The sequence below is a fragment of the Rhizobium mesoamericanum STM3625 genome (genome assembly GCF_000312665.1).
Classification (GTDB): domain Bacteria; phylum Pseudomonadota; class Alphaproteobacteria; order Rhizobiales; family Rhizobiaceae; genus Rhizobium; species Rhizobium mesoamericanum.
This window is the reverse complement of the sequence record NZ_HF536772.1, coordinates 2,890,037-2,903,792: the sequence shown is the minus strand read 5'-3', so window position 1 is coordinate 2,903,792 and position 13,756 is coordinate 2,890,037. Positions and strand designations below refer to the sequence as shown.

Annotated in this window: 11 protein-coding genes and 1 riboswitch; of the genes, 5 read left to right on the top strand and 6 right to left on the bottom strand. The window is 58.8% G+C overall.

Annotation, left to right across the window (positions count from 1 at the left end; all coding sequences use genetic code 11):
• Positions 1–29 precede the first annotated feature (29 nt).
• The 3 genes from BN77_RS14285 to BN77_RS14275 form a co-directional block, all read right to left on the bottom strand.
• Positions 30–944, bottom strand: a complete 915-nt coding sequence (locus tag BN77_RS14285) for a hypothetical protein (protein WP_007533009.1) — start codon at positions 942–944, stop codon at positions 30–32.
• A 135-nt stretch (positions 945–1,079) separates the two neighbouring features.
• Positions 1,080–1,604 (bottom strand): DUF1003 domain-containing protein, encoded by a 525-nt coding sequence (locus BN77_RS14280; protein WP_007533007.1) that lies wholly within the window; start codon positions 1,602–1,604, stop codon positions 1,080–1,082.
• A gap of 81 nt (positions 1,605–1,685) precedes the next feature.
• Positions 1,686–3,614 carry an LTA synthase family protein gene (locus tag BN77_RS14275; protein WP_007533005.1) on the bottom strand — a complete coding sequence of 643 codons (1,929 nt, stop codon included), beginning with the start codon at positions 3,612–3,614 and terminating at the stop codon, positions 1,686–1,688.
• A 214-nt stretch (positions 3,615–3,828) separates the two neighbouring features.
• On the opposite strand from BN77_RS14275, the gene BN77_RS14270 reads away from it, so the two are divergent.
• Complete coding sequence (locus tag BN77_RS14270) at positions 3,829–4,662, top strand: TolB family protein (RefSeq protein ID WP_007533000.1); 834 nt, start codon at positions 3,829–3,831, stop codon at positions 4,660–4,662.
• Between the two features lie 25 nt (positions 4,663–4,687).
• Positions 4,688–4,869, top strand: a riboswitch (cobalamin riboswitch).
• A gap of 40 nt (positions 4,870–4,909) precedes the next feature.
• A complete protein-coding gene (bluB, locus tag BN77_RS14265) occupies positions 4,910–5,599 on the top strand; it encodes a 5,6-dimethylbenzimidazole synthase (protein WP_007532999.1) in 690 nt (229 codons plus the stop codon).
• Positions 5,600–5,605: 6 nt separating this feature from the next.
• Here bluB and BN77_RS14260 read toward each other — a convergent pair whose 3' ends face one another.
• Together BN77_RS14260 and BN77_RS14255 are read right to left on the bottom strand one after the other, a co-directional pair.
• Positions 5,606–6,682, bottom strand: a complete 1,077-nt coding sequence (locus tag BN77_RS14260) for a DUF2865 domain-containing protein (RefSeq protein WP_007532998.1) — start codon at positions 6,680–6,682, stop codon at positions 5,606–5,608.
• A 122-nt stretch (positions 6,683–6,804) separates the two neighbouring features.
• Entirely contained in the window at positions 6,805–9,117 is a 2,313-nt protein-coding gene (locus BN77_RS14255) for an NADP-dependent malic enzyme (RefSeq protein ID WP_007532997.1), read from the bottom strand.
• Between the two features lie 212 nt (positions 9,118–9,329).
• On the opposite strand from BN77_RS14255, the gene BN77_RS14245 reads away from it, so the two are divergent.
• Together BN77_RS14245 and BN77_RS14240 are read left to right on the top strand one after the other, a co-directional pair.
• Positions 9,330–10,169 carry a UDP-2,3-diacylglucosamine diphosphatase gene (locus tag BN77_RS14245; RefSeq protein WP_040677204.1) on the top strand — a complete coding sequence of 280 codons (840 nt, stop codon included), beginning with the start codon at positions 9,330–9,332 and terminating at the stop codon, positions 10,167–10,169.
• A gap of 162 nt (positions 10,170–10,331) precedes the next feature.
• Complete coding sequence (locus BN77_RS14240) at positions 10,332–11,552, top strand: MFS transporter (RefSeq protein WP_007532993.1); 1,221 nt, start codon at positions 10,332–10,334, stop codon at positions 11,550–11,552.
• On the opposite strand, the gene dgcA is transcribed toward BN77_RS14240, so the two are convergent.
• Entirely contained in the window at positions 11,504–12,487 is a 984-nt protein-coding gene (dgcA, locus tag BN77_RS14235) for an N-acetyl-D-Glu racemase DgcA (protein WP_007532991.1), read from the bottom strand. The two genes, BN77_RS14240 and dgcA, sit on opposite strands and share 49 nt — an antisense overlap.
• Before the next feature lie 99 nt (positions 12,488–12,586).
• Between dgcA and BN77_RS14230 the strand changes: the two genes are divergently transcribed.
• A complete protein-coding gene (locus BN77_RS14230; protein WP_208856435.1) occupies positions 12,587–13,756 on the top strand; it encodes an MlaE family lipid ABC transporter permease subunit in 1,170 nt (389 codons plus the stop codon).

Below are 13,756 nucleotides of genomic sequence, written 5' to 3'. Positions count from 1 at the left end.
GCATTTTTTCGGCAACCCATTGATCTTTGTCAGGGATGGTGGCCAGGCGCGTCATCGTGGTGAACGCCTCGACCGATTTGGCTTGCCGCCCAGTGGATCGCGGCGTCCAATTCGGCGAACTTAGCGGACTGCCAATGGAAATAATCTTCGATGAACGCGCGCGAGAGCCACAGTAAACCTCGGTGACGGGGGCTTTCCCAGCCAAGCAGGTTGTCCATTTCGACCTTCTTGAACATCCGTTTCAGGTTAGTAAGCGAGATGCCGAAATCATTGGCGATCTCGGTGGTGCTCACGTTATTGAGCAGAACGCGTTCCTGATCGCGTGCGTCATCGGGAAGGCGGCTGATCAAATCGTGCAGCACGAGGCCGCCAATGTCGGACCACAGAAAGTGCCCGATGCTGGTCCGCGGCTCCTTCCAGACAGGCTCCCTAATAAGGGCGCACACAGCACGTGGCTGCGCGAGATGAAAGAGGCGGGGCTCGTCGGCAGTCAAGCTTGCACGATTACCGCCGTCGAGCTGATCAAGGCAGGCCATGTGTCCCTGGAACCACGAAGCCATCGCCTCCTCGCTGACCTCGGTTGTCTCGAGGCGGCGAAGGCGCCGATCGGGCGTGTCATCGGGAGCATCACGCAGAAATTTGTATGCGATGAGTTCAGCCAGGAACGAAGCTGCCGTATTCTTGCTGGCGAGGTCGAATTCTTTGGCGGCCCGCATCAGGCGGCCGGCCGTTAATCCTGAAACGGGATCGCCTCGATCTCGTCCGATATGCATGGCAAATAGTGTCTGCGTCAGCAGCCATTTGCGGTGCGAGGCGGCAAGGCGGGCAAGGCGTGGGGCTCGCTTATGGATGCCGATAAGATGAAGGGCGATCTGGCGTTCGATCGACAGAAACAGCGGGTGATGGAGGATTTCATCGCGTGTATGCGGTCGGCCAGTGAGCATCGTTTTTGCACGCTCGCATCGAATTGGTTTCAGTTGCTCCTCTTACATTTGCGGCGATGTTTCAATACGGGATTCGGTTGGCGGATCGTCAATTGCTAATCATAGTTAAGCTGCGATGTTGCCTACATCGTTCCATCAACTCGGCAGGCGCTGGTTCAGTCGCTCGATGTCCTCGCGCAATGCTGCAATTTCAGTGAGCACACGCATGTCTATCTTCTGATGAAGAGAAAGAACTTCGAGTTCTGCTTTGAGATTGACTTCGTAGTCTTTGGCCGCCTCGAAACGATCGCGCTCCGCTTGACGGTTCTGGGACATCATGATGATGGGCGCCTGGATTGCGGCCAGCATCGAAAGCACGAGATTGAGGAAGATGAAGGGATAGGGATCGAAGGCACGGGTAAGCAAAACGACGGTGTTTACAACGCACCAGAAGACCAAAAACAGCAAGAAGGCGACAATGAATGACCATGAGCCGCCGACGCGGGCAATCGAATCCGCCAGGCGCTCTCCAGCGGATGCTTCCGCCTGCAAGGCCGCATTGATATCGGTCGAGATTATCTTGCGCTCGTGGGCCTTTGCGAGAACGCGCTTCTCGATGTCGCCGAGTTGGTCAGCAGATTTATCGAAGTGATGGTGGATTAAGTCCGATAGATTGTGCATGGCCGACTCCGAATGCTAGAACGCTCGGGCGCCAGTATTCCGTAATGTTTTCAAATTGCAATGAGGGTTTGTGCCACTCTTTTACGTTCCTTGCGCATACAGCCAAGCATGCTGTGGGAAGAAGCGATCGAGCGTCTGAGCCTTGCCAAACATGATGTCGTGCTGGAGGTATCGGTAGTCGCGCACGAGGGGATCGAGGCTCTTCGGCTTCAGAACCCAATCGGGAGAGGGCGTGTTGTCGCGCGCAATCAGCTGGTAGCGATCGATGACGCTATACTTCCTCTGCACGCGCCCGAGGAAGCCCGTGTAGTAGGGGTGCTCGAAGCCGGCGAACTTCAGAAGGTGGTAGGGAAGCAGTGATGGACTGATCGTGCCTATGTCCTTCTTGCTGCCCTTTTTGTTCGACCAAATGACGAGCGGGGTCTCGTGCTCCTGCTTCATGATGCTGGCCGATGCCTTGCGGGTGGCAACCTGATCCGACATGTAGCCGGTCGCCGTGTAGACGTTGCCGAGCGGCGGCAGGTGGTCGCCCCAGAGCACTATGATCGTCTCACGCTCGCGCTTTTCGGCCCAATCCATCAGCATCTTGAGGCTGTCGTCCGCTTCCTTAACGCCCTGGGTGTAGGTGCCAAGCGTCGCGCGGTCGGCATCGTTCAGGTTACCCTTTATGTCGATCGTGTTTCGTGCGTATCGGTTTGGCTCGTACGGGCCATGTCCCTGCAGGGTGACAGCGAAGAAGAAGAACGGCCGATCGATACCGTCAGCCTCGTTCATGATCTCCTTCATGAAGGACTCGTCTGAGGCGAAGAGGCCCCTCTTTTCCATTGGAGGCATAGTTTCTTCGGAGCGGAATTGCTCGAAACCGAAGTCCCTGTAGACCTCATTGCGATTCCAGAACCAGCCGCTGAATGGATGAAGCGAACGTGCCGCATAGCCTTGGCTACGGAAGAAGGTGGCAAGCGAGGGGACGTCGTGACGGACGTATTGCTGATAGGGGATGCTGCCGTAGGGAAGGAAGGCATTGGAAAAGCCTGTCAACGCCTCAAATTCGACATTGGCGGTCATACCGCCGAACTCCGGCGAGAAGACGTAGCCAGACTGTATGGCCCGGATAGTCGGCATAGGATCGGGCGAAAGGGTGAGCGTCTTCAGCCGGGTCGGATCCCAGAACGATTCACTCATCAGCATGATCACGTCGGGTTTTTCGCGCGGGCCGCTCAGGTAGCCATAATTGCGGTTCGGGATGGCATCAAGCGCCTGCGGACCGAAGCCGGGCGGCGCTGCCACATCGGCCATAGGAATATTGAAAATGAAGGCAAGGATGAAGCCGTTGCTGCGGTAGTTTTCCTTCTGGTCCCACATCATCGGAACCACCTGAAGGCGGTCGCGGATAAAAGAATACTGGGAATAGTCCATCAAAGAGCCGAAAGCCGCGATAATGGGCACTCCGACACAGAGCCGGCGCAGGCGAGAGGTCCTGGAGAGGTGTGGGAAGTGGCGCCAGGCGAACCGCCAGAGGATGATAATCGAGCCAGCGGAAAGAATGATCCCGACAACCATCGCAACGGCGCTCCAAGGGCGGTCGCGTACCATGACAGGAAGCAGTTCGATGATCTGGCGTCCGAAAAGGAGGTCGGATGGATATAGCGGGTCCGTGAGGTAATGTTGCTTCTGATTGGAGACAATGGCGGGAACAAAGACCAGAGGCAGAACGATCAGGGCCGAGACGAATCGCCTTCCCAGGGCGGCATCGAGCGACAGCATCAGGACGGTCAACATCGCGATTGTCGTCATTCCGGGACGTGCCGGTGACGTCAGGAACTCGCGCACGTCGGTCAGCCCGTCGCGGGCGATTATCTCGACGGCAGCTGTAGTAAAGAGAGCAAGCAGGGCGCAAAGAACGACCTCAAGCGCTCTGCGTATAGCAGGGGCCTGGACGCTTCCTCCAAAATCGGTGGAAAGCGACGCAAAACGCGCTGCCGCTGCAGACCTCATTACCAAGGCGATCAACTGGAAAACTCCAACGTCATAAAAGCTTCACCGAACTGTCACATCCCCGTCATGAACGCTAGATGAACCGTGAGGTTTCCCAAATTTGTGATTGGTGGATAAGGACCGCTCGCCCAAGAGACGTGTCCCGAGCCAAAACTGGCCCGGCGCATTTACTTGTGCTGAGTGGTGGACCGTCGTAGGTCTGGCGGAGTCGATGTCAGGAGGGTTCAGATTGCGAAGTTCCGTGGAGATCTACAACATCAGGACAGGCAAGGCACGGGTTGTTTGGCAAACGCCGCAACTCGTGGAGGCGCCCAACTTTGCACCCGACGGCAGCTATCTTCTGTTGAACGGCGGCGGACTTCTATATCGACTGGCGCTTGACGGTTCGGGCAGGGTCGAGAAAGTCGATACCGGCTTTGCCAAAGCCTGCAACAACGATCATGGCATTTCGCCGGATGGCCGCCAGATCGTCATCTCTGACAAGACCGAGTTCGGGAAGTCGACGATTTATGTGCTTCCGGCCGAAGGTGGGATGCCGCGTCTGGTGACGCAAAATCAGCCGTCCTATTGGCACGGCTGGTCGCCTGACGGGAAACAACTGGTCTATTGCGGCATCCGCAACGACTTCTTCGATATCTACTCGATTTCCGTGGATGGCGGCGAAGAAAAACGGCTGACGCACGGCGAGGGACGCAATGACGGGCCGGACTATTCCGCTGACGGTCGTTGGATCTACTTCAATTCCAGTCGCACTGGCCTCATGCAGATCTGGCGGATCCATCCCGACGGGACCGGGCTAGAACAGGTCACCAATGACAACTATGGGAACTGGTTTGCCCATCCCTCGCCCAACAACGACAAGGTCCTCTTCCTTTCCTACGATCCTGATGTTTTCGACCATCCGCGCGACCTTCATGTTCGTCTGCGGCTGATGGATATGGACGGGGGCAATCCCACGATACTCTTTGATCTCTTCGGCGGGCAGGGGACAATCAACGTGCCAAACTGGTCGCCATCCGGCGATGAGTTCGCCTATGTGCGTTATTACCCCGTCTCTGATTGAAGGATTGCATCGAGCGATTTTTGCGGGCATAGAGCCACCGTCAGGTGCCCGCCCCAGGTGGGAGAATCGGGAATTCGGTGAGAGACCGAAACGTGCCCAACGCTGTAAGGCTGACGACTGCCGCAACACGCCACTGGTGAAACACCGGGAAGGCGCGGCAGTCGGATGACGCCAAGTCAGAAGACCGGCCTGACATCATAGACTGGCCCGCGTGGACGGCGGGCGGTTGTGTTGTTGGGGATAGACGATGCGACCAGACCATTCAGGCTCCTTGTTGGGGGCCTCAGCTTTTTCGATCGAGGAACGTGACGCCGTTTACCGGGCGATCTCCACGCGCCGCGACGTCCGTTCGGAGTTCCTCCCGGATGCCATACCGGACGACGTTGTCGAAAGGCTTTTGACGGCCGCGCACCACGCGCCGTCTGTTGGGTTCATGCAGCCCTGGAATTTCATCCTTGTGCGCGATGACAAGGTGAAGGAGGCTGCGTGGCAGGCCTTCGATCGCGCCAACCGCGAGGCGGGTGAGATGTTTAACGGCGAGCGGCGACAGCTCTACCGCTCGCTGAAACTCGAAGGTATCCGAGCTGCACCGCTTAGCATCTGTGTGACCTGCGATCCGGATCGCTGCGGCGATATTGTTCTCGGCCGAACGCATAACCGGCGGATGGATTCATACTCCACCGTGTGCGCCGTGCAGAACCTGTGGCTGGCGGCCCGAGCCGAAGGCGTCGGGGTCGGCTGGGTGAGCATCTTTCATGAAGCCGATATCAAAGAGATCCTCGGCGTGCCGGAGCGGGTGGAGATCGTTGCCTGGCTTTGCGTCGGCTATGTCGACAAGCTTTATGACCAGCCGGAACTGGCGGTCAAAGGTTGGCGTCAGCGCTTGCCCCTGAAGCAACTGGTGTTTTCCGATCGCTGGGAGAATTCGCGGGACTGAGGGCGGCTATTGTTGCTGCGGCTGCGGCCCTGGCTTTGCCGGGTTCTTGAGGTCGATCGTACCTTGGTCGCCAGCCAGGAACTGAGGACCAATCTGGCGTACCTTGCCCGGATCGTATGGCCTGTCTTCCACCTGCGGCCTCGGCGCGGCCGGGGCGACGACCTTGCTCTCCGGCTCGGGCTTCTTGGTTTGGATCGTGGTGATCGATCCTTGTTGCGGCGGCTCGCCAATCGATTGGCTTTTCCGCATCTCTTCGTAATAAGCGTTGAGATTGCAACTGCAGGACGATTTTTCGCCAGGCTTACGGTTCTTATAGGCGAAGGCATTCGGCATCGCGCTGTAGGGAGCGCCCGTCGCGGCCGAAATCATCTGAGATGTCTCGGTGCTGGAGACGTCACGGTAGAAAAGCTCGGTGTCGATGCCGGGACACATCTTCGCGCAGGTATCAGCATCACGCACGAAGTCCTGTGAGGTCGCGTTCGAGCTTAGCGGGAAAAAGCCTCCGTCACAGGTGCGTACGCAGACGGTGTTCAGATGAGAGAGCGTAGACATGCCGAAACCGTATCGACGCTGGTTGGGACCACTGCCCAAAGGTATGAAAGTGTCGTTTCGCATCGCCTGATCCTCGATGCTCGGCGGCGGAGAATATCCATCGGCGCGGTCCTCAGGCCACTGCTCCTCATTGCAGCCATTGTCGTCGAGCGCGGCAAGCAGTTCATTTCTCGTTCGCACATCATCGCTCTGGCCGCGCAGTTCGTCGCGCCGCTGCTGCAGATAATGGATATTGTCGACCATCTTGGTTTCCGCGCGCTCAAGCTCACCGCAGTAGCCGTCATCGTCCCCGATCACGACCATGCTACCGCTTGTGCAGCCGTTTTGGCGCAGATCGCTACGGAGCTTGCGAAGCTCGAGGTTCTGTTCGGCGATGGCACCGGCGAATTTGCGCACCTCGGGCGTGCTGCCGATGATTTGCGGCAGATCGGCGAGGCGGGCGCGAAGGTCACCGCAGATCCCCGGCATCTGGGCTTGGGTCGGGCTGGTGAGTGCAAGGGCGGTTGCGAGTGACAGAATCCAGCGGTTCAAGGCATCGTCCCATCGGTGATGAGGTCATCGGGCGCGGCGTCCCGCCGCACCTTCATTGCTAGTTCGTTTGTCTTAACAAGCTGCGGTCGGAATCTTACCGCATTTTCGAGATCTGGCGCAAATCAGGCTGGCTGTGAAGCCTCGACGACGGCGAGCGCGGCCATGTTGACGACGCCGCGCGAGGTCACCGAGGGCGCCAGGATGTGCGCCGGCAGCGCGGCGCCAAGCAGGATCGGCCCGACATGCAACCCGTCAATCATCGACTTTACGACACCTAGAGTGATATTGGCTGCGTCAAGGTTCGGGAAGACCAGCAGGTTTGCTTCGTCGTGCAGGGTCGTGTCAGGCATGACGCGCTTGCGCAGGGCATCGGAGATCGCGCTTTCACCATGCATTTCGCCGTCCACTTCGAGATCCGGGGCGGCTTCCCGCACGAGCTTTAGAGCGGCACGCATCTTCGTCGCGCTTTCGGACTCACGGGAACCGAAGTTCGAGTGGGACACAAGGGCAGCGCGCGGCGTAATGCCGAAGCGTTTGATTTCCTCGGCAGCGAGAACCGCGGACTCGGCGATCTCTTCCGCGCTCGGATTGAAGGTGACGTAGGTGTCCGTGAAGAAGGTGGCGCCGCGCTGTGAAATCAGCAGACTGAGTGCCGAGAAGTCGCGCACGTCCTGCCTCTTGCCGATGATCTGACGGACGTCGCGTAGATGCTTCTCATAACGGCCTTCAAGGCCGCAGATGAGTGCATCGGCTTCGCCTCGCTTCAGCGCCAGCGCGCCGATGACAGTCGTGTTGGTACGAACGATCGTGCGCGCGGCCTCCGGAATGACGCCTCGACGTCCAACCAGCGAGAAGTAGAGTTCGACGTATTCGCGAAAGCGCGGATCGTCTTCCGGGTTGATGACGTCAAAATCGGCCAGCGGCCGGATGCGCAGGCCGTAGCGTTGCAGACGTGTTTCGATGACCGTAGGGCGGCCAATCAGAATCGGCTCGGCAATGCCTTCCTCGAGTAGCACCTGCGCGGCGCGCAAGACGCGTTCGTCTTCCCCTTCGGAGAAGATTACCCGCTTGCGCTCGGCAGTCTTCGCCGCCGCAAAAATCGGCTTCATAATGAAGCCCGAGCGGAAGACGAAACGGTTGAGCTGGTCGAGATAGGCGTCGAAATCGGTAATCGGACGCAGGGCGACACCGCTTTCGGCCGCGGCTTTCGCTACGGCCGGGGCAATCCTCAGGATCAGGCGCGGGTCGAAGGGTGAGGGGATTAGGTAGTTCGGGCCGAAGACGGGCGTTTCACCCGAATAGGCGCGGGCGGCGACGTCGGAGGGTTCCTCACGCGCAAGTGCCGCGATGGCGCGCACGGCCGCCATCTTCATTTCTTCGTTGATAGTCACCGCCCCACAATCCAAGGCACCCCGGAAAATATATGGGAAGCAGAGAACGTTGTTCACCTGGTTCGGGAAGTCGGAGCGACCGGTGCAGATCATCGCATCGGGACGGGCAGCGCGGGCGAGATCGGGCATGATTTCGGGCGTGGGGTTGGCGAGCGCCATGATCAGCGGGTTTTCGGCCATCTGCGCCAGCAATTCCGGCTTCAGCACGCCTGCTGCGGAAAGGCCAAGGAAGACGTCGGCGCCGCCGATGTTTTCGGCAAGCATGCGCGTGTCACTCTTCTGGGCGTAGACGCTCTTCCATTCGTCCATCAATTCGGTGCGGCCTTCGTAGACCAGGCCTTCGATGTCATGGACCCAGATGTTTTCGCGCTTGGCACCAAGCGTGACGAGGAGATTGAGGCAGGCGAGGGCGGCGGCGCCTGCTCCGGATGCGACGATCTTGACTTCGTCAATCTTCTTGTTTGCAAGTTCCAGGCCATTGAGGATCGCGGCAGCGACGATGATAGCGGTGCCGTGTTGGTCATCATGGAAGACCGGGATCTTCATGGTCTCGCGGAGCCGACGTTCGATCTCGAAACATTCCGGCGCCTTGATGTCTTCGAGATTGATGCCGCCGAAGGTCGGCTCGAGCGAAGCGACGGTCGAGACCATCTGCTCCACGCTCGATGCATCGACCTCGATATCGAAGACGTCGATGTTGGCGAACTTTTTGAAGAGGACGGCTTTGCCCTCCATGACCGGCTTCGATGCCAGCGGGCCGATATTGCCGAGGCCGAGAACGGCCGTACCGTTGGAAATGACCGCTACCAGATTTGCACGGGAGGTATAATCGGCGGCCGTCTCTGGGTTGTCGCGGATTGCCAGACAGGGTGCTGCTACGCCGGGGGAATAGGCAAGCGCCAGGTCGCGCTGGTTGCCGAGAGGCTTGATCGCCTGGATCTCAACCTTGCCAGGACGCGGATAGCGATGGAAGTAGAGCGCCTGCTCATCCAGGCTCCCACCTACCAAATTCTTTTCCGTCTTGGACTTTTCCTGATGATCCATCATCGCCTCCGGGCTGCCGCATGCTCTCTTTGAAATGCCTTCAATACATCAAACGGGATGGGGGAACAGTTGGAATTTCCGTTCGAAATGCGAAAACAGCGCAAATCTGCCGGCGTTGCGTCGAGGCTCGATGGCAACTGGGAAAATCAGCCGGCGCACCGGCATGTCATCATCCTGAAACACGACTCTGGTTTTGGAGAGAAAGGTGAACGATTGGACACGGGCAGCATGCTGTGAGGGACAATATGGATACGCGGCACTTCCGTACGCTTTTCATTTCCGATGTGCATCTCGGCTCCAAGGCCGCGAAGGTGGACTTCCTGTTGGATTTTCTCAAGCATCACGAGGCGGATACCATCGTCCTCGTCGGCGATATCATAGACGGCTGGCGGCTAAAGCGCAGCTGGTACTGGCCACAGGATTGCAACGACGTCGTTCAGAAGCTGCTGCGCAAGGCGCGCAAGGGCACGCGGGTCATCTATATTCCCGGCAATCATGACGAATTCCTTCGAGACTTTCCAGGCACCCATTTCGGGGGCATCGAGGTTGCCGAGCGCATCATGCATGAAGCCGCTGACGGCAAGAGGTACCTCGTGCTGCATGGCGACGAGTTCGACGTCGTTGTGCGCAACGCTCGTCTGCTCGCCTATCTCGGTGACTGGGCATACGACATGGCAATCATGATCAACATTGGCCTTGCAGCGATCCGCCGCCGAATGGGAATGCCTTACTGGTCGTTTTCCGCGTGGGCCAAGCTTCAGGTCAAGCATGCGGTCAACTTCATCGGCGAGTTCCAGCGCGTCGTCGCTGACGAAGCCCGCAAACATGGTGCGGACGGCGTCATCTGTGGCCACATTCACCATGCGGTGATCGAAGAAATGGATGGGATCCGCTACATCAATACCGGAGACTGGGTCGAAAGCTGCACGGCGATCGCCGAGCATGCAGACGGCACCTTTGAATTGATCGAGTGGCGCAGCATGAGTGATATACAGTCGGTCCCGCTGGCGATCGGTCATCGCGAAAAGGACGTCGCGCAGCAGGCCGCCTAGAAGCGTCTTGCGGGCCGCGTAATCCACCGAGCCAACTGCGTGCGTTGTGTCTTTGCGACAGGCCTTATTTATTTTCTAAAACGTTTCAGTTGGGCAATTTCTTGCCATGGTCGCCCTTAGGTTGACGTGTTAGGCAACGTCCAGTTCCTACAGGTCCACTCCATGATTCCCGTGCAAAATCCTCCGGCAAATGAGGGGGCACCACCGCGCTTCCGTCTGCTCAGTGCCTTGTCCTATTGTGCGCCTTTGCTCGTCAATGGCGTTGCCCTGCCGTTCTTCCCGATGTGGCTTGCGCTGCACGCGTTCGACGATCATGAGATCGGCGTCATTCTCGCCGTGCCGATGGTGGTACGTGTGCTCGTCGCTCCGATCGTCGCGATGTATGCCGACCGGATGAAAGAGCGCGCCGATGTGCTTCTCGTTTCAGGCTGTCTATCGCTGCTGACGGCGATCGCGCTTAACTGGACGAATACATTCTGGCCGGTCCTGATCGTCTACACGGTTCAGGGCGCGACCTTTGCCTGCTACGTCCCGGTTGTCGAGTCGATCGTGATTTCCGGTGTCAGGCGCTGGGGGCTGGATTACGGGTCAATGCGGGTATGGGGTTCGGTCGCGTTCATCGTCTCAACCCTGATCGGCGGGCAATTGATTGGGCACTGGGGCGGCGAGATGGTGCTGCCGGTCATGACCTTTGGTTTCGTGACAACGGTTGTCATGGCGCTCTATTGTCCACGAATCGGTCCGACACGCAGGCGCGGAACGCCCGTCGACATTTCAGCGGCGACCGGCAGTTCGCTGCGCCAACCACATCTGCTTGCATTGCTGATCGGCGTCGCAATCCAACAGTCGAGTCACGCTGTCCTACAGGCGTTTGCGTCTCTCTATTGGCGCGATCTCGGTTTCTCGGGGACACAGATCGCAATCCTTTGGAGCGCCGGCGTTGCGGCCGAGGTAACGGTGTTCTTTCTGTCCAGGCGGCTTAGCCGTCGTTTCAGTGCCTGGACGCTGATCCGGTTTGGTGCGGCGGTCAGCGTCTGTCGCTGGATCCTGTTCCCGATGCACTGGGGTTTTTTGGGTTTCTTTCTGCTCCAGTGCATGCATTCCTGTACCTACGCCTTTGTGCATACCGGCGTGCAGAGAAGGATCGTCGCCTCCGTGCAGGAGACCCAGGAATCGTCTGCACAGGGCGCCTATTTCTTTTACAACGGGATGTTCATGGGTCTGATGACGATTGCCTCCGGTTATGTCTATGCGTGGCTGGGGCTTGCAAGCTACTACGTCATGGCCCTGGTCGCGGTGACTGGGCTAAGCCTGGTCATCGTGGCTTACTATCTTCAGCCCCAGAGCGTCGTTTCCGGCGGCCAGACGAGAGAAGCGGCGTAGCGCAGTCCTCCTTCGCGGTCGCGAGCCAGGAGCAGCGGTCCGTCCAGATCGACGAATTCAGCGTCCTGCGCCAGCAACACGGCCGGCGCCATGGCCAGCGACGTGCCGACCATGCAGCCGACCATGATCTTGAAATCGAGCCGCTGCGCCTCCTTCTTCATCGCCAGCGCTTCGGTAAGGCCACCAGTCTTGTCGAGCTTGATGTTGATCGCATCGTAGCGGTCGCGAAGGCTCGCGAGGTCACCGGTGTGGTGAACGCTTTCATCCGCACAAACAAGTACAGGACGGCGGATCTCCGCCAGGAGGTCGTCCTTGCCCGCGGGCAGTGGCTGTTCGACGAGCGCGATGCGCATCTCGGCAGCGATGCGCAGATGATGCTCCAGCGTCTCTTCAGGCCAGCCCTCGTTGGCATCAAGAATGATCGCCGCATTGGGTGCTGCCTCGCGAACCGCGCGGATGCGGCGTTCATCGTCGCCGGTACCGACCTTGATCTTCAAAAGCGCCCGATCGGCGTTCGCACGCGCCTGGCCTGCCATGACATCAGGTTCACCGAGCGAAATCGTGAAGGCCGTCGTCAAAGGTTTCGGCTTCGTCAGGCCCAGGTCTTTGATGACCGAATTGCCTGAGCTCTTGGCTTCGAGATCCCAAAGGGCGCAGTCAACGGCATTGCGCGCGGCGCCAGGTGGCATTGCACGCTGTAGCTCCTGGCGTGTTAGGCTCGCCTCGATCAGTGGCCTTGCAGCTTCGATCTGGGCGGCGACGCTTTCCACAGTCTCGCCATAACGACGATAGGGAACGCACTCGCCCTGGCCGACGATACCGTGCTCGCGGATTGTGCAGAGGATCACGTCTGCTGACGTTTTGGCACCGCGCGAGATCGTGAATGCGCCTAAGATGGGGAAGGATTCCGTCTGAATTTCAAGCGACCGTGGCATATTTGCAATCCTGCGCGCATGGAAATTTGATGTGGCTTGGGTATATTGATCCGAAGCGGCGAACTGCTAGTTCGCGAGTCGGCAATGTCGCCGTAAGCCTTGAAAGACACAAGCGTTTTGAAATCCGAAACCCGTAACGCTGCTTCACTGCATGTGGACGACCAGACCCATGGCTCCGGCCGGCTCGTTCATATCGAGGGGAACTGGCGAAGCGCTAACCTGCATCTCGTCTTGCGCGAGTTCGAGAAGCTCACTGCCGGCCAAATCGGAGAGGTGACCCTCGACTTGTCAGGTGTGACGGATATCGATACGGCCGGTGTCTGGTTGCTGTGCCGCCTGAAGAAGCAGGTGGAAGGGGCCGGCGGAACCGTGCGTTTCGAAGGTAGCAATGCGCATATCGACGAAATGATCGCGGAGTTTTCGCAAGACAGGCCGCAGCCCGAGCAGGAGCTGCAGCAAAGCGCAAGCTGGCTGGAGCGGATCTTTGCGCCGATCGGCAAGATCACCTTCGAGCTCTGGAACAACCTCGAAGCCGCGATGTATATTCTCGGCTCCGCCGTGCGCGGCGCTCAGATGAAGTTCGGACGGGGCAGCGGGGTCTCGCCGGCGTCGATCGTCAATCAGATTGACCATATGGGCGTGCGCGCGGTGCCGATCATATTGCTGATGTCGTTCCTGATCGGGGCGATCATCGCGCAGCAGGGCGCCTTCCAGCTGCGCTATTTCGGCGCCGAAGTCTTCGTCGTCGACCTCGTCGGGATCCTGCAGCTTCGCGAAATCGGCGTGCTCCTGACGGCCATTATGATCGCCGGTCGCTCGGGCAGTGCCATCACCGCCGAAATCGGCTCCATGAAGATGCGAGAGGAGGTCGATGCCCTGAAGGTGATGGGCCTCAATCCCGTGGGCGTGCTGATCTTCCCGCGCCTGGTAGCCCTTACCGTAGCGCTACCGTTGTTGACCGTCATTGCGAACTTTGCCTCGCTTGCCGGTGCAGCCGTGGTCGCGTGGGCCTATTCCGGCATTACCTTCGCGAACTTCATCGCCCGCCTGCATGAAGCAATCACGCTGTCGACCGTCCTATCCGGAATGATCAAGGCGCCGTTCATGGCGCTCGTTATCGGTATCGTGGCGGCGGTCGAGGGCCTAAAGGTAGGCGGCAGCGCCGAATCACTTGGCCAGCATGTGACCGCCTCTGTGGTGAAGGCGATCTTCGTCGTTATCCTCATGGACGGGCTCTTTGCCATGTTCTATGCGGCCATCAATTTCTAA

What these genes read in the sequence shown, in the direction of transcription:
- BN77_RS14240 (WP_007532993.1), top strand. Translation starts at nt 10,332, where the DNA reads ATGATTCCCGTGCAAAATCCTCCGGCAAATGAGGGGGCACCACCGCGC.
- BN77_RS14255 (WP_007532997.1), bottom strand. Translation starts at nt 9,117, where the DNA reads ATGGATCATCAGGAAAAGTCCAAGACGGAAAAGAATTTGGTAGGTGGG.
- bluB (WP_007532999.1), top strand. Translation starts at nt 4,910, where the DNA reads ATGCGACCAGACCATTCAGGCTCCTTGTTGGGGGCCTCAGCTTTTTCG.
- BN77_RS14280 (WP_007533007.1), bottom strand. Translation starts at nt 1,604, where the DNA reads ATGCACAATCTATCGGACTTAATCCACCATCACTTCGATAAATCTGCT.
- BN77_RS14285 (WP_007533009.1), bottom strand. Translation starts at nt 944, where the DNA reads ATGCTCACTGGCCGACCGCATACACGCGATGAAATCCTCCATCACCCG.
- dgcA (WP_007532991.1), bottom strand. Translation starts at nt 12,487, where the DNA reads ATGCCACGGTCGCTTGAAATTCAGACGGAATCCTTCCCCATCTTAGGC.